This is a genomic window from Bhargavaea massiliensis, assembly GCF_018390575.1.
GTDB classification, from domain to species: Bacteria; Bacillota; Bacilli; order Bacillales_A; family Planococcaceae; genus Bhargavaea; species Bhargavaea massiliensis.
The window spans coordinates 188,184-214,217 of record NZ_JAHBCJ010000006.1; the positions used below are offsets into that span (position 1 = coordinate 188,184).

21 protein-coding genes and 1 pseudogene are annotated in these 26,034 nt (G+C 53.5%); 6 read left to right on the top strand and 16 right to left on the bottom strand.

Features of this window, described 5'->3' with window-relative positions; translation table 11 throughout:
* The first annotated feature begins 61 nt into the window (after window positions 1-61).
* Window positions 62-874, top strand: a complete 813-nt coding sequence (locus KHA84_RS10900) for a cobalamin-binding protein (protein ID WP_213423542.1) — start codon at window positions 62-64, stop codon at window positions 872-874.
* A gap of 52 nt (window positions 875-926) precedes the next feature.
* On the opposite strand, the gene KHA84_RS10905 is transcribed toward KHA84_RS10900, so the two are convergent.
* Both KHA84_RS10905 and tyrS read right to left on the bottom strand, forming a co-directional pair.
* On the bottom strand, window positions 927-2,033 hold the full coding sequence (locus KHA84_RS10905) for an alanyl-tRNA editing protein (RefSeq protein WP_336511141.1): 1,107 nt from the start codon (window positions 2,031-2,033) through the stop codon (window positions 927-929).
* A gap of 115 nt (window positions 2,034-2,148) precedes the next feature.
* Window positions 2,149-3,414 (bottom strand): tyrosine--tRNA ligase, encoded by a 1,266-nt coding sequence (gene tyrS / locus KHA84_RS10910; RefSeq protein ID WP_213423543.1) that lies wholly within the window; start codon window positions 3,412-3,414, stop codon window positions 2,149-2,151.
* Window positions 3,415-3,771: 357 nt separating this feature from the next.
* Between tyrS and KHA84_RS10915 the strand changes: the two genes are divergently transcribed.
* On the top strand, window positions 3,772-6,792 hold the full coding sequence (locus KHA84_RS10915) for a transglycosylase domain-containing protein (RefSeq protein ID WP_213423544.1): 3,021 nt from the start codon (window positions 3,772-3,774) through the stop codon (window positions 6,790-6,792).
* Window positions 6,793-7,033: 241 nt separating this feature from the next.
* On the opposite strand, the gene acsA is transcribed toward KHA84_RS10915, so the two are convergent.
* On the bottom strand, window positions 7,034-8,752 hold the full coding sequence (gene acsA / locus KHA84_RS10920) for an acetate--CoA ligase (protein ID WP_213423611.1): 1,719 nt from the start codon (window positions 8,750-8,752) through the stop codon (window positions 7,034-7,036).
* Window positions 8,753-8,918: 166 nt separating this feature from the next.
* Window positions 8,919-9,440: pseudogene (locus tag KHA84_RS10925) on the bottom strand (phosphotransferase); the annotation flags it as partial.
* Between the two features lie 270 nt (window positions 9,441-9,710).
* On the opposite strand from KHA84_RS10925, the gene KHA84_RS10930 reads away from it, so the two are divergent.
* The 3 genes from KHA84_RS10930 to KHA84_RS10940 are packed head-to-tail and all read left to right on the top strand — an operon-like array spanning window position 9,711 to window position 12,168.
* Window positions 9,711-10,343, top strand: a complete 633-nt coding sequence (locus KHA84_RS10930) for a GNAT family N-acetyltransferase (protein WP_213423545.1) — start codon at window positions 9,711-9,713, stop codon at window positions 10,341-10,343.
* 23 nt (window positions 10,344-10,366) lie between these two features.
* Window positions 10,367-11,014 carry an acetoin utilization AcuB family protein gene (locus tag KHA84_RS10935; RefSeq protein ID WP_213423546.1) on the top strand — a complete coding sequence of 216 codons (648 nt, stop codon included), beginning with the start codon at window positions 10,367-10,369 and terminating at the stop codon, window positions 11,012-11,014.
* A complete protein-coding gene (locus tag KHA84_RS10940) occupies window positions 11,011-12,168 on the top strand; it encodes an acetoin utilization protein AcuC (protein WP_213423547.1) in 1,158 nt (385 codons plus the stop codon). Before KHA84_RS10935 ends, KHA84_RS10940 begins: the two co-directional genes overlap by 4 nt.
* 38 nt (window positions 12,169-12,206) lie before the next feature.
* Here KHA84_RS10940 and ccpA read toward each other — a convergent pair whose 3' ends face one another.
* The 11 genes from ccpA to KHA84_RS10995 all read right to left on the bottom strand — a co-directional run bounded on the left by ccpA (window position 12,207) and on the right by KHA84_RS10995 (window position 24,422).
* The gene (gene ccpA / locus KHA84_RS10945) at window positions 12,207-13,205 is read right to left on the bottom strand and encodes a catabolite control protein A (RefSeq protein WP_213423548.1); all 999 of its coding nucleotides are present in this window, start codon (window positions 13,203-13,205) and stop codon (window positions 12,207-12,209) included.
* A 102-nt stretch (window positions 13,206-13,307) separates the two neighbouring features.
* Window positions 13,308-14,393 (bottom strand): bifunctional 3-deoxy-7-phosphoheptulonate synthase/chorismate mutase, encoded by a 1,086-nt coding sequence (locus tag KHA84_RS10950; protein ID WP_213423549.1) that lies wholly within the window; start codon window positions 14,391-14,393, stop codon window positions 13,308-13,310.
* Between the two features lie 185 nt (window positions 14,394-14,578).
* The gene (locus tag KHA84_RS10955) at window positions 14,579-15,499 is read right to left on the bottom strand and encodes a YtxH domain-containing protein (RefSeq protein ID WP_213423550.1); all 921 of its coding nucleotides are present in this window, start codon (window positions 15,497-15,499) and stop codon (window positions 14,579-14,581) included.
* A 54-nt stretch (window positions 15,500-15,553) separates the two neighbouring features.
* A complete protein-coding gene (locus tag KHA84_RS10960; protein WP_213423551.1) occupies window positions 15,554-16,048 on the bottom strand; it encodes a DUF948 domain-containing protein in 495 nt (164 codons plus the stop codon).
* Between the two features lie 290 nt (window positions 16,049-16,338).
* A complete protein-coding gene (gene murC, locus KHA84_RS10965) occupies window positions 16,339-17,652 on the bottom strand; it encodes a UDP-N-acetylmuramate--L-alanine ligase (RefSeq protein WP_213423552.1) in 1,314 nt (437 codons plus the stop codon).
* 113 nt (window positions 17,653-17,765) lie between these two features.
* Window positions 17,766-20,492, bottom strand: coding sequence for a DNA translocase FtsK (locus KHA84_RS10970; protein WP_213423553.1), 2,727 nt, complete (start codon window positions 20,490-20,492; stop codon window positions 17,766-17,768).
* Between the two features lie 192 nt (window positions 20,493-20,684).
* Window positions 20,685-21,290: a YtpR family tRNA-binding protein gene (ytpR, locus tag KHA84_RS10975; protein WP_213423554.1), complete on the bottom strand. Its 606-nt coding sequence runs from the start codon at window positions 21,288-21,290 to the stop codon at window positions 20,685-20,687.
* On the bottom strand, window positions 21,287-22,102 hold the full coding sequence (locus KHA84_RS10980; RefSeq protein WP_213423555.1) for a DUF1444 domain-containing protein: 816 nt from the start codon (window positions 22,100-22,102) through the stop codon (window positions 21,287-21,289). Before KHA84_RS10980 ends, ytpR begins: the two co-directional genes overlap by 4 nt.
* 42 nt (window positions 22,103-22,144) lie before the next feature.
* A complete protein-coding gene (locus tag KHA84_RS10985) occupies window positions 22,145-22,678 on the bottom strand; it encodes a hypothetical protein (protein ID WP_213423556.1) in 534 nt (177 codons plus the stop codon).
* A gap of 73 nt (window positions 22,679-22,751) precedes the next feature.
* Window positions 22,752-23,282, bottom strand: a complete 531-nt coding sequence (locus KHA84_RS10990; RefSeq protein WP_213423557.1) for a DUF84 family protein — start codon at window positions 23,280-23,282, stop codon at window positions 22,752-22,754.
* Between the two features lie 66 nt (window positions 23,283-23,348).
* Window positions 23,349-24,422 (bottom strand): M42 family metallopeptidase, encoded by a 1,074-nt coding sequence (locus KHA84_RS10995; protein WP_213423558.1) that lies wholly within the window; start codon window positions 24,420-24,422, stop codon window positions 23,349-23,351.
* Window positions 24,423-24,591: 169 nt separating this feature from the next.
* Here KHA84_RS10995 and KHA84_RS11000 point away from each other — a divergent pair, with 169 nt between their 5' ends.
* The gene (locus KHA84_RS11000; RefSeq protein ID WP_092097678.1) at window positions 24,592-24,906 is read left to right on the top strand and encodes a PepSY domain-containing protein; all 315 of its coding nucleotides are present in this window, start codon (window positions 24,592-24,594) and stop codon (window positions 24,904-24,906) included.
* 224 nt (window positions 24,907-25,130) lie between these two features.
* Here the strand turns inward: KHA84_RS11000 and KHA84_RS11005 are convergent, their stop codons facing one another.
* Window positions 25,131-26,018 (bottom strand): YtnP family quorum-quenching lactonase, encoded by an 888-nt coding sequence (locus KHA84_RS11005; RefSeq protein ID WP_213423559.1) that lies wholly within the window; start codon window positions 26,016-26,018, stop codon window positions 25,131-25,133.
* Window positions 26,019-26,034 lie beyond the last annotated feature (16 nt).

The window sequence follows — 26,034 nt, forward strand, 5'->3', positions numbered from 1 at the left end:
CACTCCTTCGCTGCCCTCTCCCCTTCTGATACAATCTGTTTAGAAGAACGGAGGGGTTGCAATGAAGCTTGTTTCCATATGCCCGAGCAATACGGAATTGCTTGCGTACCTTGGTTTGGATGCGCAGCTTGTAGGGGTGGATGATTTTTCTGATTGGCCGGCGTCCGTTTCGGAGTTGCCGAAGCTCGGGCCGGATCTGTCGATCGACCTGGACCGTCTCGAGGTACTTGAGCCAGATCTGGTCCTCGCGTCACTCAGCGTCCCGGGTATGGAGAAGAATGTGGAGGGGCTTGAAAACCGTGGTATTCCTCATCTCGTCACCAATCCGCAGAGTCTTGAGGATATTGCAGGAGACTTGGTGACCGTTGGACGGGCATGTGGGATTGAAGATCTGGCTAGTCAGACCGCTCGGGAATACTTGGACTTCATCAGTGAGCTTGAAAACCGCTCGAAATTAACAACAGACAGGCCGTCGCTGTACTGGGAATGGTGGCCGAAGCCGGTATTCACACCCGGCAGCATCAACTGGCTTACGGAAATCAGCCGGATCGCGGGCGGGCGCAATTTATATGAAGACGTTGAGCTTGCCAGCGTCCAGACAGACTGGGAAGATGTGGCCTCCCGTGATCCGGACAGGATTTTGCTCGCGTGGGTCGGTGTCCGTACTGAAAAGATCCGTCCGGAGCTGCTGTTAAAACGGCCAGGCTGGCCGGAGCTTCGATCAGTGCGCGATGGACAGGTCGATGTCATGGAGGAATGGCTCTACTGCCGCCCGTCACCGCGCCTGCTGGAAGGTGCGCTGAAACTCGGCAACATGCTTCATCCGAAACTATATGGAGATCTCCGTCTGCCCGGTTGGGTCCAAGGGGTGTGAATTAAACGGAAATAGCCCCTGTGGACACTTCAAGGTCCGCAGGGGCTGTTCATTAGTTTTCTATGGATGAGGCCATCACAGAAAGAAGCTCTTCCGCAGTAAGGGATGTATCTCCCCCACCCTGTACAAAAGTCTCGCTTCCGCCGCCTTTTCCGCCGGTTGCTTCAAGCGCAGCGGCGGCCACCTGTTTCATGGAAACCGCGGCTTCACTGCCGCACGCGGCGACAAACTGCAGTTTTCCACCGTTCCGTACAGCAAGCAGGACGATGGCATCTTCCCGCGCAGCCGCGGCAGCCCTGCCCAGTTTCTGCAGGACTGCGATCGGGCGGTCTTTGAAGGATGCCTTTACCAACGGCCCGGTGGTGACAAGAGATTGCGCCTCCATTTCAAGCAGCCGGTCTTCCGCTTCCGCAAGCTGCTTTTCAAAAACACGGTTCGTATCAAGAAGCCTTCTGATCGCCTCTGCAGTTTCTTCTGCCGGCACGCTCAGCAATCCGACCGCTTCCTTGAGGATCCGATTCTTTTTCCCGAGCTGATCGAGGATCCGATTGCCGCAGACGAAATGGACACGGGTTTTCTTTCTCACCCTTTCCATCCCGAGAATCTTCAGCTGGCCGACTTCTCCCGTGGAGTATGGATGCGTCCCGCCGCACCCGTTGTAATCGTAATTCGGGATGATGACAAGCCGGATTTCCCCGTCCACCGCAATTTCCTTCCTTAGGCGGTCCCGGTCCAGCTCCTCTTCCGTCACCCAGCGGGTTTCGATCTCCCGGTTTTCACGGATGATTTCATTTGCCCGCTTCTCGGCAGCTTCCAACTGCTCATCGATCAGGTGCTCGGTATCCAGATCAATCGCTACGATTTCACTGCCCAGATGAAAGCTGACCGTCGAACAGCCTGCCGTCTCAATGAAGGCGGCCGTCAGGATATGCTGGCCCGTATGCTGCTGCATATGGTCGTGGCGACGTGTCCAGTCAATTTTGCCTGAAGCGACAAGCGCATTCAGCGGTTCTTCCACATAGTGGCGGATCTCTCCATCCCTTTCTTCCACATCCGTCACCCGGATGCCGTTCAGCTTACCGGTATCATGCGGCTGGCCGCCACCCGTCGGATAAAAAGCGGTGTTTTCAAGCACGGCAAACGGCCTGCCGTCTTCCACCCCTTCCCGGATGACATTTGCCTTGAAGGTGGTCCGGTAAGGATCTTTATAGTACAGACGGTTTTTCAGAATGGGAATTCCCTCCTTGCATCCCGGTCTCGCTCAGGCGCCCCGGTCAGTTAAATCGGATCATCGTGTATTTTTTCTTGCCGCGGCGGATGATGGTGAACGCATCATCCAGACGATCAGAGGCATCGATCGTGTAATCCAGGTCTTTCACCCGTTCCCCATTGATGGATATTGCGCCATTAGTCACATCTTCTCGCGCCTGGCGTTTGGAAGAAGAGATTCCCGCTTCGACAATCAGGTCGATAATGTTCCGGACTTCTTTCGCAGTTTCGTAGCTCGGTACGTCTTTGAATGCGTCTTTCATCTCGGACACGGACAGTGATTTCAGGTCGCCGCTGAACAGTGCGGCAGTAATGCGTTCCGCCTGGGCAAGCGCTTCGTCACCGTGGATCAGGCGCGTCATTTCTTCGGCCAGTGTCTTTTGAGCCTTGCGGAGATGCGGCTCTTCCTCGACCGATTTTTCAAGTTCGGCGATTTCTTCTTTGCTGAGGAACGTGAAGATCTTCAGGTACTTGATGACATCCGCATCCGCCGCGTTGATCCAGAACTGATAGAACTCGTATGGGGATGTCTTTTCCGGATCCAGCCAGACGTTGCCGCCGGCCGTCTTGCCGAATTTTGTTCCATCGGCCTTGGTAACAAGAGGAATCGTCAGGCCGAACGCCTTGGCGTTCTCGTCATGGGTTTTCCGAATGACTTCCAGTCCCGTCGTAATGTTGCCCCACTGATCCGAGCCGCCCACCTGCACGCGGCAGTTGTAATGGTCATAAAGATGGTTGAAGTCCGCGCCCTGTATGAGCATGTACGAAAACTCGGTAAATGAAATACCGGTTTCAAGTCGTGTCGCGACGTTCTCCTTCGCAAGCATGTAGTTCACGCTCAGAAGCTTTCCGTAGTCGCGCAGGAAGTCGATCGCCGTCATTTTGCCGAACCAGTCCTTGTTGTTGACCATGACAGCGGCATTCTCATCGCTGAAATCGAAAATCTGCTCCAGCTGACCACGGATGCCGGCCACGTTGTGGCTGAGCTGTTCTTCCGAAAGCAATTGCCGCTCATCCGCCTTGAACGACGGGTCCCCGATCATGCCGGTCGCCCCGCCCACCAGTACGATCGGCCGGTGTCCGTGCTTCTGGAATCGGCGCAGCGTCAGGAATGGCACGATATGCCCGATGTGCAGGCTATCGGCTGTCGGATCAACCCCGCAGTAGAGGGAAATGTTTTCCTTGTTCAACAGTTCGGAAAGGGATTCCTCGTCCGTTGTTTGGTAGAGCAGGCCCCTCCATTTCAGATCTTCGATCAGTTCGTTCGTCATTGTTCATCCCTCCAGAAAATAATAAAAGCCCCTGCGGATCCTAAGATCCTGCAGGGGCGCTGATTCCATCAACGCGGTACCACCCGGCTTGGGAAGCGCAAACCGCTTCCCCGCTTATGCATGATAACGCCATGCCGGCGCCTTGCTCCGGGGCTGTAATTCACGAATCGTCCGCCGGACAGCTTTCACCAGCCGCTGCCTCTCTGATCGCTCGGCGGACGGCGCTACTGCGGCCCCATCCTCGCTCGGTAATGATTTAATAATCCTCATTCTATCCGAATCCGGAACGATGTCAATACTGATTTCTCCCCCTGTCGCAATATGGTATAATATGACGAGATTTTAAGGGGGGATCCTGTGGAGAGAAAAAATCCATTTAAATATATAGAAGAGAAAGTCGCGGAGTTCCAGGAATCGCAATGGGGCAGGCGGCTCAGGATTGGATCGGGCGTCACCTGGAACCTCCTCCTCCTCTTCGCGGTCACGGGCATCCTGCTCGGGATCTTCGCCGGTTCGGCCGGAGCGGGTTATTTCGCTTCGCTCGTGAACAAAGAACCGCTCCGCACAAAGGAAGAAATGAGGCAGACGGTCCTGACCTATGAAGAAACGTCCGAATTGTACTTTGCTGACGGAGTCTACCTCGGCAAAGTCAATGCGGACATCGAGCGCAGGGAGACCAAGCTCGGCGACGTCTCCCCTTATCTCATCAATGCAGTGCTCGCGACAGAGGATGAGTACTTTGATGATCATGAAGGGATTGTCCCGAAAGCGATACTCCGGGGTCTGTTCCAGGACGTGACGAACGCCGACTCGCAGACCGGGGGCTCGACGCTGACACAGCAGCTGATCAAAAACCAGATTCTCACGAACGAGGTTTCCTACGAACGGAAAGCCAAGGAGATCCTGCTGGCGATGCGTCTTGAAAAATTCATGAAAAAAGAAGAGATCCTTGAGGCGTACCTGAACATCATTCCATATGGACGGAATGCGTCCGGCCAAAACATCGCCGGTGTCGCCACAGCAGCGGAGGGCCTGTTCGGAGTTACCCAGAAGGAACTCAACCTTCCGCAGGCCGCTTATATCGCGGGTCTTCCGCAGGCGCCCTTCCTCTATACCCCGTTTTACTCGGGTCAGCGTGGAATGAAGACACCGGAAGAACTGGAACCGGGCATTGAGCGGATGAAAACCGTTTTATACAGGATGAAGGAGACCGGCTATATCTCAAAGGAAGAGTATGAGCAGGCTGTTGTCTACGACATCACAAAAGACTTTAAAAAGCCTGAAAAGCGCGCGACGGAACGATATCCGTTCCTGACCCCCGAAATCCAGCTGAATGCCGTGGAGATCCTAGCAAAAATCCTTGCGGAAAAAGACGGAATCGACCCGGCAAGGCTTGACGAAGAATCCGAGCTTCGCGCCAAGTACAAGCAACTGGCCAGCCGGGACTTGGAAACAGGCGGTTACCGAATCCACTCGACGATCAAAAAAGACCTGTATGACCGCTTCCAAGAGATTAAAAACAACTTCGAGTATTACGGTCCGACACTGACCGAGACAGAGGTCGACAGCGAGACGGGTGAACCGGTCGAGAAGTTACATCCTGTCGAAGTCGGCTCTATGGCAGTGGAAAACGGGTCCGGCCGCATTCTTGCTTTCGTTGGCGGACGTGACCATCAGATCGAACAGACCAACCACGCCACCAACGCTTTCCGGCAGGTCGGATCTTCAATCAAGCCGCTTCTCGTATATGGTCCCGCGATTGAATTCGGCCATATCGGTGCCGGCAGCCCCGTCGTGGACGTCTGGGCCAAAATCGGCAGCTGGACACCAAAGAACTTCATCGCTTCCCGCCAGTACGGGATTGTTCCTGCGCGCGAAGCGCTTGCCAAGTCGTATAACCTGGCTGCCGTCCGGACGCTCGGCAAGATTGCGGACAAAGATCCGACACAGTTCCTCGACAAGATGGGCTACGACCGCATCCTAGATACCCAGCGGAACGTCCCTTCGGCGGCATTGGGTGTTTACTCGGCATCTGTCCAACAGAATGTCGGCGGATTCTCCACCCTCGCCAATGGCGGCAAGTATGTAGAACCGTATATGATTGAGCGGATTGAGGACAGTGAAGGAAATCTCGTCTACGAACACAAGACCGAGCCCGTCGAGGTGTTCAGTCCGCAGACCGCTTATATCGTGACAGACATGCTCAGGGATACCGTTACATCCGGCACGGCCACCATCATGAGACAGGATTTGAACTTCCGTCCGGACATTGCAGCAAAAAGTGGAACGACCGACAACTTTAAAGATGTGTGGTTGATGGGATACAACCCGAACGTCACGCTCGGTGTCTGGCTCGGCTATGACAACGAGAAAAAGTATAAGCTCGGCAGAATGACATCGCGTGACCTGCAGCCAAGCACTAGGGTGAACAAACTGTTCGCGCGGCTCATGAACGGCATGAATGAAGTGGCACCGGACATTGTGGGGGCCGGAGAACGGTTCCAGCAGCCGGAAGGCGTCGTCAGCCGCTCGTTCTGCGGCATCTCCGGGCTTGCCCCATCAAAGGCCTGCCAGGCTGCCGGCCTTGTAAGGGCAGACTTGTTCAACGCACACACATTCGTTCCTAACAAACCTGACGATAGCTTCGGCGGTACATCTGGAGGAGCTTATGTCATTGCTGGCGGCACCCGCTACCAGGCACTGCCTTCGACTCCTAAGGAATTTGTCCGGAGCGGCGCCGCAGGCATCAGCAAGGATTTTGTTGACCGCATGCTCGCCCCTTACGGCGGTGATCCGGCCGGGCTCTTCCCGAACGGATCCAGGTTCGGAAGCAATATTGTTTCTGCCCAAAGTTATAGCGGTATCGCCGGTGCACCGGTCGCACCGGGCGCGGCTCGCTCAGGAAGCAATATCACCTGGAGCAACTCCCCTTCGGCAGATGTGGTCGGCTACTATGTGTACAAAGACGGCGCCAAGATTGCATCCGTAGCATACGGCGGCTCCTACAGCGTCAGTGCGTCCGCGCCGGGCTCCTATAGCGTCCGTGCCGTCGATATCACCGGAGAACTGTCCGGCCCATCCAATGTCATCAAGATTGATGCTCCTGAACCTAAGGAAAAACCTAAAGAAGAGCAAAAAGACAAAAAGCCTCAGGAAAATAAACCTTCAGAATCCGGAGACGACAAGAAACCTGCTGACAAAAAAGAAGAAGATAAAAAGCCGGAAAAAGACCAATCCGATAACAATCAGGACGGCAACAACAGTGGGGGCGACAGCAAGGAAGACGGCGATAACGGCAACGGAAATGACGAGAACAATGGCGGCAACAAAGACAACGGAAATAATGGTAATGGCGGGAACAGCGGCAACGGCGGCTGATTCCCACGCCCCTCACCCGGCATCCCACAAGGATGCCGGTTTTTTCATTCTCAGTGCTTATCGTCTGTATGCAAAAAAGCTGCAGACAAAGGAGCCATTCGCTCACTTTGTCTGCAGCCCTCGCTGGGTATTTGTCGACGTTTCGGGAGAGTATGTCAACGTCTCAGCTGAGTATGTTAACATCTTAACCTGGTACGTGAACGTCTCAACCGAATATACCCGCCTCTCCGTATCTGTTCCATCAGTCTTCCATTGTCGACAGATCGCCTGTCGGAAGGTCGAGTTCCCATGCTTTCAGTACACGGCGCATGATCTTACCGCTCCGGGTCTTCGGCAGTTTATCTTTGAACTCGATTTCGCGCGGAGCCGCATGGGCAGCCAGACCCTTCTTGACGAACTGCCGGATGTCTTCCTTAAGCTCATCAGTCGGCTCATATCCGTCGTAAAGGGCGACGAATGCTTTGATGATTTCACCACGTACCGGGTCCGGCTTGCCGATGACACCCGCTTCCACAATCGCCGGGTGCTCAATCAGCTTGCTTTCGACTTCAAACGGTCCGACCCGTTCGCCCGATGTCATGATGACATCGTCGACACGTCCCTGGAACCAGAAGTAACCGTCCTCATCCATATAGGCGGAATCCCCGGATACATACCATTCGTCGTTCAGGAAGTACGAGTCGTACTTTTCCTGGTTGTTCCAGATTTTCCTCATCATTGCCGGCCAGCCTTTTTTCAGCGCGAGGTTCCCCATCGAGTTAGGAGGCAGAACTTTGCCCTGGTCATCGACAATGGCCGCTTCGATGCCCGGAACCGGCTTGCCCATCGAGCCCGGCTTAATCGGCATCGAACCAAAGTTTACGATCATCTGGGCGCCTGTTTCCGTCATCCACCATGTGTCATGGATGCGCTTGTCGAATACTTCAAGCCCCCATTTCACAACTTCAGGGTTCAGCGGCTCACCGACCGATAGAACATGGCGAAGGGATGACAGTTCGAATTCCTTGATCAGTTCGTTTCCTGCGCCCATGAGCATGCGGAACGCAGTTGGCGCGGAATACCAGACTGTTACGCCATAGTCCTCGATCGCCTGGTACCAGTCCTCAGTCTTGAAACGTCCTCCGACAATGAGCGACGTCGCGCCGGCCAGCATCGGGCCGAACACCCCGTAAGCAGTTCCGGTCACCCAGCCCGGGTCGGCCGTGCACCAGTATACATCCGTTTCCTTCAGATCCAGCACCCATTTTGCGGTCTGGAGCTGCTGAACCATCGCGTACTGGACATGCAGAACGCCTTTCGGGCGCCCTGTTGAGCCGGACGTATAGTGGAGAACCGTTCCGTCTTCCTTGCCGAGCCAGACCGGCTCAAAGTGCGCGGATGCTTCTTTCAAATGCTTATTGAAGTCGACAATCTTGTCGGTTTCTTCGATATTATCACCGACCAGGAAGACTTTCTCGAGTTTTGGGAGCCGGTCGACCGGGACGCGCTCCAGGAGGTCAGGAGTCGTAATGATCGACTTTGCCTCAGAGTCATCAAGACGGTCAAATACTGCCCCTTCCATGAAAGCCTCAAACAGCGGACCGACGATTGCCCCGAGCTTGAGTCCTCCTAGAAGCGCGAAGTACAGCTCAGGAGAGCGCGGCATGAAGATGAACACCCGGTCCCCTTTACCGAGTGTTGAATGCGTTTTCAGCACATTTGCGGCTTTGTTGGTCATCCGCTTCATCTGATCGTACGTATATGCTTCTTTCCGACTGTGGTCTTTATAATAAAGTGCCACTTTATTTTTCCGGAATGAATCTGCATGGCGATCCACGGCCTCATAGGCAATATTCACTTTTCCGGTTTGATACCAGCTGAAATCCTTTTCTGCATCTTCCCATTTGAAATTTTCGACGGTCTTTTCATAGTCCGCCAGATTGAATCCCCCATCACTGACAGGTATGACGTTTTTCTCCATCGTTGCCATATGATCACCCTTTCGCAATACGTTTACACTATCATTCTACACGAAATAGAATCATATGTGGCAATATTTTAACTTTTTAGCCCCAAATAAGACTTTAGTAGTTCTCCAATCAAAACTGCAGATATTCTGCAGTTCTCCGCATCAACAGACCTTCCCTTTAACTTCTGATTCCTTTGGAGGCGTAGTTGATCAGGTTTTCAACGAACGTTCCAAAATGTGCAAAGCGCGGGTCTTTGGTCTGTCCGTTTCTGAAGCGGGAGTAGATTTGCTGGCAAATGACAGCGAGCTTAAAATAGGCGAATGTCAGGTAATAATCGATGTGACTGACGTCCCGGCCGCTCTTTTCCGAATAGGCCCGAATAAACTCTTCCCTCATATAAAAACCTTCCATCACGGTGACCGGCGGCTTGCAGAGACCGTTCCTCAGAAGTTTGGGATCATCTGCTTGTATTCAGTAACTCATCGCTGCCGCCACATCCGCAAGCGGGTCGCCGACAGTCGCCATCTCCCAATCAAACAGTCCGGTCATCTCTGAAAAGTCATCTGAGAACATCGCATTATTCAGCTTGTAATCATAATGGATCACGGAAGGCTCGCCGGATTCCGGTATGTTTGATGACAAGTAGTCGATCAGCATCCCGACTGCATCCACTTCGCCGGTCTTTGCCCGATTGTGTCGGCCCCATAAATAGAGCGAGCTGATTTTGCAATTTCTTCACTTTTTCCGTAGCCACGCCTCCATACTGACCGATTGGTATGTTTAGAATGTAATAACTTCTATCAATCGTCAAACTGAAGATTTCCTTTTATGTGATAGGGAAAATAGAGCCTGTACGCTACGTGTAACCCGGTGCCATCGACCGTTCATAAAAATGGGAAGATTCACTCCCCTCGGCAGCATGCATTCATGTATAATCTGGAATAGCCACTACAACGAGGCGGTGACAATTTGGAACATGTGAAAACCTACTTTTCTGAGGAACTGGCCCATCCATCGGGTGATCTGGTCATTGAGGGGCCTGTTTCTCCCGAGACTTTGGAATTACTCGAATTCCATGAAGATCTGATCGCCTTCCGGCAGCCGGATCAGCAGCACCGGGCTATCGTGGGCATTGCCCGGCTGCCAGAAGGACGAATTATCATAGCACGCCATGAAAATACGATTGTCGGCTATGTGACATTCCTTTATCCTGATCCGCTGGAGCGTTGGTCGGAAGGTAAAATGGACAATCTGATTGAACTTGGGGCCATTGAAGTCATCCCTGCCTTTAGAGGTGGAGGCGTCGGAAAGCAATTGCTGAAGGTTTCCATGAGGGATGACCAGATGGAAGACTACATCGTCATCACGACCGAATACTACTGGCACTGGGATCTGAAGGGTACGAAACTGAACGTCTGGGAGTACCGGAAAGTGATGGAGAAAATGATGAATGCCGGCGGGCTTACTTATTACGCGACAGATGATCCCGAGATCAGCTCACACCCGGCAAACTGCCTGATGGCGAGGATCGGAAGCCGTGTGGATCAGGATTCCGTCCAGAAATTCGATCAGCTCCGGTTCATGAACCGGTTCATGTACTGACTCTTTGAAGGGGGTTATCGGGGATGATTCTTGAAGAAATCATGAATACGGAAGTCGTGACGCTAGGTCCCGGAAATACGATACGGGAAGCGCTTGAACGGATGGAAGACAAAAAGATCCGTCACCTGCCGATCGTGGATGATAAGGGGGAGATCGTCGGCATTGTCTCGGACCGTGACCTGAAGGAAGCCATTCCGTCATCGCTGATTGGAAAACAGGATCTGTCTGTCTATGACACCCTGCTTTCGGAAATCATGACGCGGGATCCGCTGACCGGGCACCCGCTTGATTTTGTCGAGGAAGCTGCCGTAATCTTTTATGAACATGGCATCGGCTGCCTGCCCGTTGTCTCGGCGGGAAAAGTGGTCGGCATCATCACGGAGACTGACCTTCTCTACCGCTATATCGAACTGACAGGTGCCAGCAAGCCCGGTTCCCAGATTGAGGTGCGCGTGCCGGATGTTGCCGGAGTCCTATTCGGTGTTTCCAAAGTTTTCTACGACCACAATGCGAACGTGCTAAGCGTGCTGGTCTACCCGGACAAAGAACGGCTGGATCACAAAATTCTCGTCATCCGGGTCAAAACGATGAATCCGCTCGCAATCATCGAAGAACTGCGCAAGGAAGGATATGACGTGCTATGGCCGAATCTACCCGGAATGCACCAATGAAACGGGCAGCATTCGTCTATTCCGAGGGTCAGCTCGACTATAAATTCTCCGAGACACACCCGTTCAATCAAAAACGGCTCGTTCTGACGACAGACCTTCTGCGTGCCATCGATGCCCTCCCCGACTCGGCCATTGTCGAACCGCGGGTGGCGACCGATGAGGAGCTGGCGCTGATTCATGATGAACGATACATCGAAATCGTGAAAAAGGCCGGGAGCGGAGAAATCGATCAGGCCGTTGCCGAGAATTACGGAATCGGTACGGAAGACACGCCCATTTTTCCTGATATGCACGAAGCAAGCGCGCAGCTGGTCGGCGGCACGCTGACCGCCGTCGATGAAGTGATGGAAGGCCGCGCCCGTCGCGCGGTGAATCTCGGCGGCGGACTGCATCACGGATTCCGCGGCAAAGCATCCGGCTTCTGTGTGTACAATGACAGTTCGGTCGCCATCCGCTATATGCAGGAAAAATACGGTGCGCGTGTCATATACATCGATACCGACGCCCATCACGGAGACGGCGTGCAATGGAGCTTTTACGATGACCCGGATGTATGCACCGTGTCCATCCATGAAACAGGACGTTATCTGTTCCCCGGCACCGGCTCGATCACCGAACGCGGGAGCGGCCAAGGGTACGGCACCTCATTTAATCTCCCGGTGGACGCCTTTACCGAAGATGATTCGTTTCTTGAGGTATACCGTACTTCTGTCAGGGAAATCGCGGAGTTCTTCAAACCCGATGTGATCCTTACACAAAACGGTGCGGATGCCCATTATTTTGATCCGCTCACCCATCTGCATTCGACCATGAAGACCTACCGGGAGATTCCGGAAGTGGCCATGGAACTCGCAGAAAAGTATTGTGGCGGCAGGTGGATTGCCGTCGGGGGCGGCGGGTATGACATCTGGCGTGTTGTGCCGAGGGCCTGGTCACTGATCTGGCTCACAATGAACGAATCGGCCATTCCAACTGGCCCGCTGCCAAAAAAGTGGCTGGCACAATACGGCCAAGAGGCACCTGTTCCGCTGATGACAGAGTGGGAAGACCCGGATCCGCTCTACAAGCCGATTCCGCGCAAAGCGGAAATCGAAGAAAAAAACCGGCTGATGATGGAAAAAGCCCTCCATATCATACGGAACGAGATAAAATGAAAAGGAGTTGCCGGCACATCGGCAACTCCTTTACTTATTCAATCGTTGAATTTTGCGGATTCCCGAACTTCCATCCGGTGCGGCAGGATAAAGGTCGGATCACCGACTTCTTCGTTGCTCATGTACTTTGTCAGCAGGCGCATCGAAACGGCGCCGATGTCATATAGCGGCAGAACGACCGAAGTGAGCCGCGGCCGGACCATCCTCGAAAGCTTTGTGTTCTCGAAAGCCACCACTTCCACATCATCCGGCACATTCTGGCCTGCGTCCATCACCCCATGTATGACTCCGATCGCCAGCTCATCACTTCCGGCAAATACAGCAGTCGGCCGCCGGTCGGTCGCATGCCAGGCTTCAAGTGCGGCATCATACGAATCTTCCACTTCAAAGACAAGACCTTCGTCATACTCGACACCCGCATCCTGGAGGGCATCCCTGTACCCTTCCAGCAGATGGTCACGGTTAATGGTCGTATCAAGCGGCCCGGTGACTAGCGCCACTTCTTTATGACCGTTCTCAAGCAGATGCCCGACAGCCTCGCGTGCGGCGGATCGGTAATTGATATTGACGGACGGAATAGCGCCGGTCTCATCGACTGTTCCCGCCAGTACGACCGGAACCGTCGACCGGCTGATTTCTTCCCTGAGTCCCGGAGAGATCTGATCACTCATGAGGACAATCCCGTCCACCTGCTTGCCGAGCATCGTTTCGATCAGGCGGATTTCCTTCTCCTCATTCTCGTCGGAGTTCGACAGGATGATATTGTATTCATACATCGTGGCAATATCACTGATCCCTCGGGCGAGTTCAGCGTAAAACCCTTTCGAGATATCCGGAATGATCACGCCGACCGTGGTCGTCTTTTTGCTGGCCAGACCCCTCGCCACAGCATTCGGGCGGTAACCGAGCTTCTCGATGGCTTCCTTTACCCGCTTCCGCGTGGCCGGCTTTACATTGGGGTTGCCGTTAACCACCCGGGATACGGTCGCCATTGAAACATTGGCTTCCCGTGCCACATCATAAATCGTCACTGTCATGAAAAGATCCCTCCGATGAAAACACATCTTATTTCTTTCATTTTACGACAGTTTCTCTTTAACTTAAACGAAAAAGCCGGAACTTTTCGTTCCGGCTTCCCTTTATGCCATGACAGCATGGGTTTTCATGAATTTTTGGAGTTCGCTGTAGAATTCATCGAACTGCTCAAGGTTCATTTGTTGGGCGGAATCCGATAGTGCAACTGCCGGATCCGGGTGAACTTCCGCCATGACGCCATCCGCACCGACTGCAATTGCAGCCTTTGCCGTCGGAAGCAACAAGTCGCGACGGCCAGTGGAGTGGGTCACGTCGACAAATACCGGAAGATGCGTTTCCTGCTTGAGAATCGGAACAGCTGAGATATCAAGCGTGTTGCGTGTGGCTTTCTCATAGGTACGGATGCCGCGCTCACACAGCATGATCTGATTGTTGCCCTGAGAAATGATGTACTCCGCCGCATTGATGAATTCATCGATGGTTGCGGCGAGTCCCCGCTTGAGCAGGACAGGCTTGTTCACCTGGCCGGCAGCCTTCAGGAGTTCGAAGTTCTGCATATTGCGGGCACCGATCTGGATGACATCCACGTAATCAAGTGCTTCCTCAAGGTGGCCCGGTGTCACGATTTCGGAAACGACCGCGAGCCCGTTTTCATCGGCTGCACGCTTCATCATCTTCAGGCCTTCCAGCCCAAGTCCCTGGAAGTCGTATGGCGACGTGCGGGGCTTATAAGCACCGCCGCGAATCAGCTTCTGTCCTTTGGCGGCAAGTGCAGCCGCCACGGTCGATACCTGCTCATAGGATTCGACGGCACACGGTCCGAAAATGAATGTCGGCACGTCTTTGCCGATGCGCGCACCGTTCACCTCAACGATTGTGTCCTCCTGTTTCTTCTTGCGGGAAACGAGCAGCGCTTTGCGGTGGTCGTCTTCCTGAAGCTCCAGGGCCGTCTTGAAGATTTCCTTGAAAATATGGTCAACAGTCGACTGCGGCACAGGACCGTTGTTGTTGTCTTTCAGAAGGTTCAACATATGGCGCTCACGGAGAGGGTCATAACGGTTGACACCTTGCTTTTCCTTAACTTTACCGATTTCCTGGACGACTTCCGCACGCTCGTTGATCAGGCGCAGGATTTCCAGGTTTAATTCGTCCACCTTGCCTCTGAGGCTTTCCAGATCATTCAGGCCCATTCCCGTATCCCCTCTCTTATTGGATTAACTGTAGCGGCACCGCAATGCCTTTTACAGATAATGAACCCATTATAGTAGAGGATGCACGTTTTTGTCACGTCTTATTTGCTGAATAATATTACTTTTCGGATGTAAGCGATTACATGTCAGGGCATAGGAAAAGTCCGCCAAGGCGGACTTTTCGTTTAAGTGTTTTTGTTGTCTTTTTTGTCGTTCTCGATTTTGGAAATATGGTTCATGGCCATGACTTTGTTGTCTCCGGTGTTTTCGGAGTTGTCATAGCTGTATGGCGTGTTGCCGCTGTGCTGGCCTTTTGTGCTTGGGTCGTTGGGCGTATTGTTGGAAGTGGTGTCGGGCTTCTTATTGCTGCCGTTTTTTTTGGAACTGCTGCCTGACTGGCCGTTCTTGTTCGATTTTTTCGCCATGTCTTTGGCTTCTTTTTCCTTTTCTTCGACTGCCGTCTTCAGCGCTTCCGCGGTGGAGTTGACTTTGTCCTGCCCGCTATCGATCGCCGATTCCACTTTTTCTGCAACTGTGTCGATCAATTCGATCGGTTCTTCCCCTTCAGAGGAAGCAGTCCCGTCATCCATCGGTGCATTCTGGCCTTTTTTCGACTTCACCTTGTCAACGACCTTGCTCGTCTGGTCCTGGACCTTTTTGGTGATATCGCCCGTTTTCTCTTTTACTGTTCCTGTAAGGTTGGACGTCTTGTCTTTCGCAGCGTTAGACAGTTCAATGCCTTTTTCCTTAATGGTACCGGCCTGGTTGCTTACATCGCTGCGCAGTTCCTTTCCTGTCTTTGGAGCCAGGAGAAGCGCTGCGCCTGCGCCGATCAGCGCACCAATCAGCGCACCGGCGATAAATCCGCCGCCGTTGTCTTCTTTTTCATACCCGTCATGGTAGAAGGAATCGCTGTAGTTGTTGCGGTAGCTGTAGTCATACTGATTTGGGCTGTACATGTCATATGTCGCCGGCTTGCTGCCCGGATAATCAGTTGCATAGTCCGCATTGACACCCGATGCGGCCGCCTGCTCCTGCGCCTCGTAATAATCACGGTTCGTTCCCGGTTCATTGTAGTTCGGTTTCAGGTGTTTGTCTTTGCTCATTTTTGTTCCTCCTTTAGTGTGATAAAAATTTTTAATGCAGCAACAGTTTGCTTGTCAGGAATTGATATTTTCAGGTTCAGGCAAGCGTTTCTGTGCAGTTGCCGAATACCGGTTCCATCCATCCTTGTCTTTGCCTGTGCCCGAGCGTTCTTTCCATTTGTCGCGGATTTCCATAACGACATTGCTCCACTGCACGACCTGGGCAATCTTGTCTTCGTTGCGCTCCACTTCAGCCGCGACGGATGATGTGATCCGTCGTACGGACGAATTGAGGTTTCCGACGGATTCACCTACGCCCTGCACGGCGTGGACAACCGTATTGAGCTTTTGACTCTTTTCCTGGATGTCCTCTGCCAGCAGGTTCGTCTTGTGAAGCAGTTCGGTCGATTCCTTCGTGAGCCCCTGAATCTGACCTTCGAGACCATCAACCGTTGATGCGACGTTATTCAGCGTCTTTTTCACGGAGTTGAGGGTCACGGCCAGGGCGATGCACAAAATCAGAAAAGCAACGGCCGCTACAATCGCCGCGATGTACAACAAATTTTCCATGCCATTTCCTCCTATTCATGATGCCTGTTTCATACTAACGTTGTACCCCTGTCCTATTGGGAATAAACGCTCCTTCCACCTATTCAACATCGGCCACTGCGACTCCTCCCTGAACAACGAATTTGCATATCGGATCAGGACAGACGGAACTGTCCGAAATATTTCCGTCCGCAAAACCTTTGTGCGGGAAGCTGAAGCCGAGGGACTTGAACCACAAGTTCCTTCCAACACGAAAAAGCCATCGCTCCGGGTTACCGGAGAAATGGCTCTGATTGGAGGAATGTCTCTGTTCACGCGGTCTTTCCGTCCTTCACGAGTTCCGTGAAGGCTTTTTCATACTTCTGTACATCACCGGCTCCCATAAATAGGAGGACCGCATTTACGTGCACCAAAAGCTGATCGACTTCACCATCGTGGATTGTACGGCTTCCTTCGATCTTCTCTGCAAGATCTTCCGCTTTCAGGTCACCGTTGTGTTCGCGTGCCGATCCGAAAATTTCTGCGACATAAACCGCATCCGCCATACTGAGACTTTCCGCAAACTCATCCATGAATTTAGCCGTCCGCGAGAAGGTATGGGGCTGGAAGATCGCCACAAGCTCACGGCCTGGATATTTCTGCCGGGCCGACTGGATGGTCGCACGGATTTCAGTCGGATGGTGTGCGTAATCATCGATGATGACTCTGCTGCCGATCACCGACTCGGTAAAGCGCCGCTTGACTCCGCCAAATGAATCAAGCCGTTGCTGAATGATTTCCGCAGGGATATTCTCATACTGACAAAGCGAAATGACGGAAAGGGCATTCAGCACGGCATGGTCTCCCGGCTGGGGAACGTGGAACGTCTGGTAGGCTTCGTTCCTGACCCTGACGTCGAACGTGGTTCCGGTCTCGTTCCGTTGCAGATTATGGGCGACAAAGTCATTTTCCGGAGAAAACCCATAATACACAACCGGAACATTAGCCTGAATACGCTGGAGCTGTTCGTCATCACCGCAGGCAATGATGCACTTTTTCACTTTAAAGGCCATTTCCTGGAATGCATCAAACACATCATCAACATCGGCAAAGTAATCCGGGTGATCAAAATCGATGTTTGTCATGATGGCGTAGTCCGCCTCATAGGCAAGGAAATGCCGCTTGTATTCACAGGCTTCAAGCGCGAAGAATTTTGCGTCGGGATCTCCCTTCCCTGTCCCGTCTCCAATCAGATAGGACGTCGGGCCGTAGCCTTCCAGAACGTGGGCAAGAAGGCCGGTTGTCGATGTCTTGCCGTGAGAACCGGTAACCGCGACCGAAACAAACGAATCGATATACGTTCCGAGGAACTCATGGTAGCGGATGACTTCCAATCCCAGCTCACGCGCCCTGGCCAGTTCGGGATGATCGTCCGGAAACGCATTGCCCGCAATGATGGTCAACCCTTCCCGGATATTTTCCGCGTCAAAAGGAAGGACCGGAATATTCCGTTCCTTCAGGGGTTCTTCGGTGAAGAAATATTTGTCGACGTCAGAGCCTTGAACTTTATATCCGGTGTCGTGCAGGATCTGGGCGAGAGCACTCATGCCCGATCCTTTGATTCCGGTGAAATGATAAACTGTCATGCTAAACCTCCCGGGATTGAAATCCCTGTGTACGGCGCAAAAGGCCATATTCCAATTATACCATCAAACGAATACTCGTCAGATGTACCATTTGCTTTATTTTTTCCATCCGTTCATATCGTATGCGCGGGACCGCCCGGCTGTTCGATGGCCGCGGCCGTTTCCTGGGTCAGATAGACGTCCCTTGGCTTGCTGCCCTTCTGCGGCGAAACGAATCCCCTGTCCTCCAGCATATCGATCAGGCGAGCCGCCCGGTTATAGCCAATGCTGAACTTTCTTTGCAGCATCGATGTGGATGCGCTTCCCGCCTCTGCGATAAACCGGCAGGCATCTTCAAATAGAGGGTCTTCGGATTCGTGTGATTCAGCTTTCTTGATCAGTTCTTCCTGCCTGAACAAATAATTCGGCTCTCCCGATCGGCGGACGTATTCCGTGACCCGTTCGATTTCGTCATCAGTAACGAACGTTCCCTGAAGACGGGCGGGCGCGGACATGCCATTTCCGAGGTAGAGCATGTCCCCTCTTCCAAGAAGCCGCTCTGCCCCCGGCACATCAATGATCGTACGGGAGTCCACTTGCGAGGATACCGAGAAAGCAATCCTTGTCGGCACGTTCGCCTTGATCAGCCCTGTGATGACATCCACAGATGGCCGTTGCGTTGCAATCACCAGGTGGATGCCGCATGCCCGGGCTTTCTGCGCGATCCGGCAGATGGATTCCTCCACTTCGGCCGGAGCGACCATCATCAGGTCCGCCAACTCGTCAATGACGATCAGGAGGTACGGAAGCTTTTTGCCGAACTCCCTGTGCTCCTCCGCCTTCTGATTATATCTGGCGATGTCCCGTACGCCTGCATGGGCAAACAGCTCATAACGCCGTTCCATCTCTTCCACGGCCCATTTCAGGGCAGCGTTTGCCGCCTTGACATCCGTGATGACAGGGCTGACAAGGTGCGGAATCCGATTGTACGGGGCCAGTTCCACCATTTTGGGGTCAATAAGCAGAAGCCTCAGTTCATCCGGCGTCGCCTTGTAAAGCAGACTCGTCAGAATTGAATTGATGCAGACCGACTTCCCTGACCCCGTGGCGCCTGCTATGAGACCATGCGGCATCTTCCTGAGGTCGATGGTCGAAGGTCTGCCGGCAAGGTCGAGGCCAAGTACCGCTTCAAGCGGAGAATCCGATTCTTCGAACGCCGGGGAACTGATCACTTCTGATATTCTGACCGGGCGGGCTACCCGGTTAGGGATTTCGATGCCGATCGAGCTTTTTCCAGGAATCGGCGCTTGGATCCGGATATCCTTGGCGGCAAGCGCCAGTTTCAGGTCATCCTGCAGGTTACGGATTTTGCTTACTTTCGTACCTTGGCCGACTTTCAGTTCAAACTGCGTGACAGCAGGCCCCTGGACCATGCCGATCACCTTGCTTTTTACCGAGAAATAGGACAGCGCTTCTTCCAGTTTGGCCGCCTGGGATTCCATCCATTCCAAATCCTGCGATTTGGCCTCCGGTTCGACGAGAAATTCCTTTTCGGGGAACACATAGTGCGGCAACTGTTCATCCGCATCGTGGTCAATTGGGAGACCGGCCTGGTGATTTTCAGAAACTTGCGGTGTCCCATTGGTCATGCCGCCGGATGCGTTATCATTGTTGGCCGGAACCGGGGTTTCAGCCTTTTCCGGTACCTGTCTTCGGATTGGTTCAATAGAACGCTTTTCTTCGGCATGTCCTGCCGGGCTTTGTCCGTCTGTTTGCACCGCAGATGGCTTCAGTCCTTTTAGCCGCTCCAGCTGTTCGAGACGCTGCCGGTCGGATTCCAGCATGACGACGTTAAACGGCGTCCCGGACTTTTGCTTTGGCTGACGGTTTTCCTGTGCAGAAACTGCCGTCGCCACATTCTGGTCCGGCTGTTTTTCCTCCGCCAATGCCGGGGCGGGATCTGTCTTTTCGTTTTCCGTTTTTTTATGCATGGGTTCAGTTGTCTTGGCATCCGGCACGGACTTTTCAGTTTCTGTTTTCTGAGCGGCAGATTCCTGATCATGGGGAGCTGCCAGGTCAGATACTCGTGTGATGACGAGTTCTTCAGATGCCATGGGTGCCGCTGCTGCTTTTTCCGCCAAAACAGGTGAGGCTTCTGCTGCGACGCTAACATCATCTTCCCGTTTGATATGCCTTTCCGTCTTCTTCCCGGGTTTTGGGAGCGGCAATGAGGAATCGGGGCGGCGTTGCTCAATTAATTGATCCGCAATCTGCCCCCCCTCATCTGTTTCACGCTCCCTGATCAGGTCGGCAAGCCCCGTCTTAGGAGGCTCGACGCTTGCCGGCCTGACAGGTGGTGCGGCCGGTTTTTTGTAGCCGTATACCGGAGACGGTACATCGGACGGCATAAATCCGCGTGCCCGCTTAGGAGGCTGGGGACGCTCTTCCAAAACCGGTTCCACTGTTCGCGATGTGTTCCGGGCTGGTGTTTCCATCCCCCTCGGACGGACCGGTTCTCGCTGGACAGGAACTGCCGGGAAGCGGGGCTCCTCCCTTGTCTCCCGGCTTTCCTGCCTGCCGGTCCGGAGATGCTTCGGCAACGGCAAGCGGCCGCCTGCGGGAGCAAACGGCTCCCTTATCGTACCCGTACGGTCCTCCCTCGGCGGAAGAGGAGCGGGGATCGTGTCAGCTTCTGCCGACACCGGCTCTCCTTCGTCGGGAATAAGCGGGAAGCGGAACTTCGGACGTCCGACATCCGCTTTTCCCACAAGGTCATTTCGCTCTATGTAATCGGTTTTCTCGAGTTCTTCCGGCTGTTCTTCTTCGGTGATTTTGTTCAGAAATCGTTTAAACCAGTTCAATAGATATCACTCTTTTCACTGTCAATCACTTTATTCTATCAGCATGGAGGATTTCAATCAAACCGTCCCCCGGCCTGCGGAAGGTCCGGCAAGAAATAAGCAGCAGCGGTTCCGCTGCGCCTTCATGGCAGAAGGCGTGCGGTACCGCTGCTGAACAGTTTAAACGCTTATCCGGCCAAAGAAAATAGTGCTTCAGAACCGGAATGGCTCACCGGGTGCCTGCTCGCCCTGAAGAACCAGGATGCCCTTTTCCTGCGGCGCATCCGGAAGAGCCAGTTCTTTCGCCGAACAGATCATCCCGGAGGACGGCACTCCGCGAAGCTCTGCGTCTTTGATGAGCATTCCCGACGGCATCACCGCGCCCGGCTTGGCCACCACAACATACTGGCCTTCATCAACATTCGGAGCACCGCAGACAATCTGCAGTGTATCCGAGCCGACATCGACCTTGCAGATGCTGAGTTTGTCTGCATTCGGGTGCTTTTCCTTGGAGATGACATGCCCGACGACAAACTTTGGAGAAAGGTCAACGTCAAAGGAAAATTCCACTGCGTTTTTCGAAAAGGCTTCCTTCAGCCGTTCGAGGAACGCCTCGTCAGCCTCGATTTTTCCGTTACCCTCCACGTTCACATATTCCGAAGCGCGGAAAAGGTTAAAACCGGACACGCGATCCGACGCAGCGTCACGGATCAGCGTGATATCTCCGATTGTTTCTGCCTTGATCTCATCAGGCGTGTCGGGCACAAGCTGGACCATCAGGACATCGCCAACGCCATTGTTGTTGTAGAATGCATTCATTCTTTTTCTTCCTTTCCTACCGGCCGGTTTTTCGCAAGGATGAAAATCGGCTCGAGTTCTCCGTTCTCGTAGATGAAGGACAATGATGTCACCGGCACCCTGCCGACGGTAAAGTAATGCATCGTCAGCTGTGCAAGGACGTCATAGCCGGTGTCATTGCGGATGTCCCCGATAATGAGCACATCTTGATGGGGAACGGATACTGTCATGATCCCTTCAATTTTCTGCTCCATCTCTTTCAGGAATGGTTCATTCAGAATCCGGCTCGCATCGTAACCATCATTGTTATTCACGAAATAATAGGTGTTCCCTGCGACTTCATCCCGCTTGAAATCGGTCGGAAGCTGCTTGACCCGAAATCGTGCGGATTCCTTCAGGGCCTGGTCCGTCATTCCCAGGCTTTCAAGCATCGATTCATCGATCAGGCGGTAGGTCTGTCCCAGATCAAGCGCATAGTAAATCCGCGTCTCGGCAGTGTGATCCGTCGTGATGAACCGGTTGCCTTCCTTGGACTCGACCGGGAAGGACGTCGACCGGATGACCGGATAAATCCGGCCCTCCCCGCTGAACCCTTCTTCTGCCTCGCGTTCCATTGCGGAGAACGTTTCGTTAATCGTGTAGACTGCTTCATCCAGAGCGGTGTCCGGATTGTTCTCGATCTTGGCGAGAAGCGGCGGCAGGCTCAGCTCGAGGCCTTTCCCCAATGTCTGGTGCTTCATTTTCAGCCGGTTGTTTTGTCGGTCAAAATCCCAGGAAAATCGTTCTTCTCCCAACTGTTGCTTTAGCTCGCGCACCAACTCCGATGCGTTCATGGACGCGCCTCCCTTCCGGACAGGGTGTCCCCCTGTCCCGTCTTATTCTTTCGCGACCGCTCCGTCTTCATATTTCACGGACCGGACAATTTCCATCATCGTCTTCAAGTTCGTTTTGATCTTTCCCTTGTCAGAGAGAGTCGTGATTTTCCGGCCGCCGCTTCCTGCGACCAGTTCCACACGCTCGCCTGATGCGGCGGCAGCTCCTGCAAAGCCGAAGGTATCATGGTGTTCAAACGTACCGGTCTCCAGTATTTCTCTCGCCGGGTCCGCATAGAGAAGATCATAGAACAGCCTGCTGTCCGTACTTTCGTTCGGATTAATAAAAAGCACGTATGTATCGCCGCCTTTTTCAAGCACGATATTCTGCTCATCCGAACCTTCCTGAACCTTAAAACCAAACGGTTTATAGAAGCTGGCCTTCCCTACTTCGGTGTTCGGATGCTTGGTTTGATCCGCAAACACCTTGGCGGCCCCCTCTATTCCTTCGGAAGTGTGTTCTTCGATTGTAGCCGAACAGCCGGCAAGCATTGCCGCCAGCGTGAATCCGGCGGTGAAGCGAAGCCACTTGCCCATTCTCGTCCCCCGCTTCCGTATGTTCATCCCCATCATTTTAAAGTTGTTCCCGGCTCCTTGCAACTTACTGCCCCTACCGGCTTCCGCCTTGGCCTGAGGCAAACCTCCATTGCCCTGCCAGCAGCATGACGATATGACTGAACATGGCGGAGCGGCTGACTGTACCGTCCGTGAAGACACCGACCGCGCCTCCTGTTTGCCGGATATCCTCCCTCGATGTAAATGCCTCCATGACAGGGCCGAGTTCCCCGCCGTCCCGGACAGGCGCTGCCACTTCCTCCGGCAACGCAATCTGGGCGCCCCCCGCCGTGAACACCGTTCCGTCCGGAAGAGCAAGTGCCCCCCAATTGCAGATATAGAGCCGTCCGTCCAATTCCTTCACACCGCCCTCGAGCCCAATGCTGAGATCATGGGGGCGGGTCTTCAAGGCTGCAATGGCCCGGTTCCTGGCCCCTGCCAATGTTTCCTCATCTCCGAACGGCTGAGCCGCTACACCAGACTCCGTTTCGGCACCTGCCACATTCGCCTGGATGCCGAGCGACTCGAATGCACCCTTAACTGCTCCGATTTTTGCCCGGTTGGCTGAACCAACGACTATTTCCATGTTTTCCCCTCCTTCGGTTTTCATTTTGAAAGCAGAAAAGAGGCCCGGTTCGGCCCCTTTCATTATTTATGCATGGCTTCGGATCGTCTCGACGGTTGTCCGGTCGAGGGAACGGACCAGCTTGACCAGCAGTTCACGCGCTGCCGCGTAATCGTCTGTATGGATAATCGATGCCGCAGTATGGATGTACCGCGAACAGATGCCGATGACCGCGCTCGGAACCCCTTCATTGGAAAGATGGACGCGGCCCGCATCGGTTCCTCCCTGGGAAATAAAGTACTGGTAAGGGATCTTATTTGACTCCGCCGTATCGAGGATAAACTCGCGCATCCCCCTGTGGGTCACCATCGAACGGTCGAAAATTCGAAGAAGGGTTCCTTTTCCCAGCTGGCCGAATTCGTTTTTGTCTCCGGATGCGTCATTTGCAGGGCTGGCATCCAGCGCAAAAAAGAGATCCGGATTAATCATAGTAGCAGCAGCCTGGGCCCCGCGGAGACCGACTTCTTCCATGACGGTCGCTCCGGAATAAAGCGTATTCGGCAACTCTTCTCCCCGCACTTCCTTGAGCAGTTCAATTGCCAGTCCGCAGCCATACCGGTTATCCCACGCTTTTGCCAATATTTTCTTCTCATTGGCCATAGGCGTGAACGGGCAGACCGGTACGATCTGTTGGCCCGGACGGATGCCGATCTTCTCGGCATCTTCCTTATCGTCGGCACCGATGTCGATCAGCATGTTCTTGATGTCCATCGGCTTGTTCCGGACTTGATCACTCAGAAGGTGCGGTGGAATGGATCCGACTACCCCGATCACCGGACCTTCATCCGTAATGATCTGGACCCGCTGGGCAAGCAGCACCTGGCTCCACCATCCGCCGAGCGGCTGGAAGCGGATCATGCCATTGTCCGTGATGGAGGATACCATGAACCCGACTTCGTCCATATGGCCGGCAACCATGACCTTTGGTGCCCCTTCTCCCCCGCTGCGGACACCGAATACTCCCCCGAGCCGGTCCTGAATCACTTCGTCCGAATATTTCCCAAGCTCTTGCCGCATATACTTCCTGACGGCGTGCTCATTGCCCGGCGCACCTGGCAGCTCAGTTAGTGTCTTGAACATCGTCAGTGTTTCATTATGCATGTTTGTGGCCCTCCCCTTCAGTCAGCTCTCTTTCTAATTGTAGACGAAGGGGACCGGGGTTTCCATAGAAAGTCTTTCGTGCTCCGAAGAGGATCATGGATGAAAACTTGCTCAATCGCCGTCCCGGTTGTTATACTTGGTGAAAATGCGGTCTACAGGAGGGAAATGGATGAACGTTCGTGATTTTGCCATTGGTGCCGTTGCCGGTGCCGTTGCCGGTGCAGCCGTCGTGGAAGCAGTTAACCGCGCCGACCGCAATGTCTCGCCGGATAAGGTACTTGAACATGTAAAAAGTGCATTTAAAAAAGAAGGCCCGATCGACGGGGCCTGGATCGTCATGAAAACAGAACCGTTCCGCCAAAAAGCCGTTGAGATGGACGTATACCGCGGCGGTCTCTCCCGTGAAATCGGCGGTGCCTATGAACAGTACGAATTCGCTGCCGATGCGAAGACCGGAACTGTTGTTGAGATCAACAAAATCTAAAACAAGAGCGCAAGCGCCCGTTTACAACGTACAGGCTGAAGCATTTCGCAATGAGATAAAGGAAACACGGGGTGGAACGAACCGATGTTGACTGATCGTAGTGGGGAAGTGTGAAGTTTGCTAGTTGCTGGGCGCTGGAGCTGGCGGCAGCTGGTTCCAGAGGAAACGTATTATCAGCTAAAAAAAGCTGCAGACCGGCATCCGGTCTGCAGCTTTTTGCATGTTCATGATTGTTTCTGCTCGGACGCTGTGCCCACCGGTGTTTCGAAAGGCGTGCGCTCCAGGCTGTCCGTGATTTCCTTGCCGCTTTCATCCCACCGGATCATCCGGTAAAAGGCATCGTGATAGAAGATGAACCGGTATCCGTTTTCAAGCGCTTCTTTCATGAGACGCTCTTTTGAAAAGATCGAATCCATCGGGTAATCATCAAATGCCAGGACCCAGAGCGGGTTTTGATGCGCATGGGTCGGCATCAGGTCGGCCATATGGATCAGCGTCTCCCCGTTTTTCGTAATTTTGATGATTGCGTGTCCGGCACTATGGCCGCCGGTATGGATCATCTCGATTCCGGGAAGGACCTCCACCCGTTCCTCGAATGTCTTTACCTGGTCCTGTACAGGTTCCCAGTTTTCCCGGAAGTATGTATTCCGTGAACGGATATTCGGCTCACGCATCTCGTCCCATTCAATCTGCGAAACATGGATTTCCGCATTCGGAAAGACTGAAGTGTACCCGTCACCTTCGCGGCGTGTGAGGCCGGCCGCATGGTCGTTGTGCAAATGCGTCATGAGGATGATATCGATATCCTCAGGCGTCAGGCCGAGTTCACCCAAACTTCCTTCAATATTCGACTCCCTAGTGACTCCAAGATTTCGAATCTGCTTTTCCGTCAGTTTGCCCGACCCGAGTCCCGACTCGATCAGGATGTTTTTGCCGTGCGTACGCACGAGGATCGGCTCCGTCGCCAAGGGAATTTTGTTGTCCCCGTCCACTTCGTACTTTCTTGACCATAGCACCTTCGGCACCGGCCCGAACATTGCGCCCCCGTCAAGCCGGTTGAATCCCCCGTCCAGCCAAGTCAGTTCAATACCGTGAAATTGATAGTTGTCCATCATTGCTTCCCCCTTT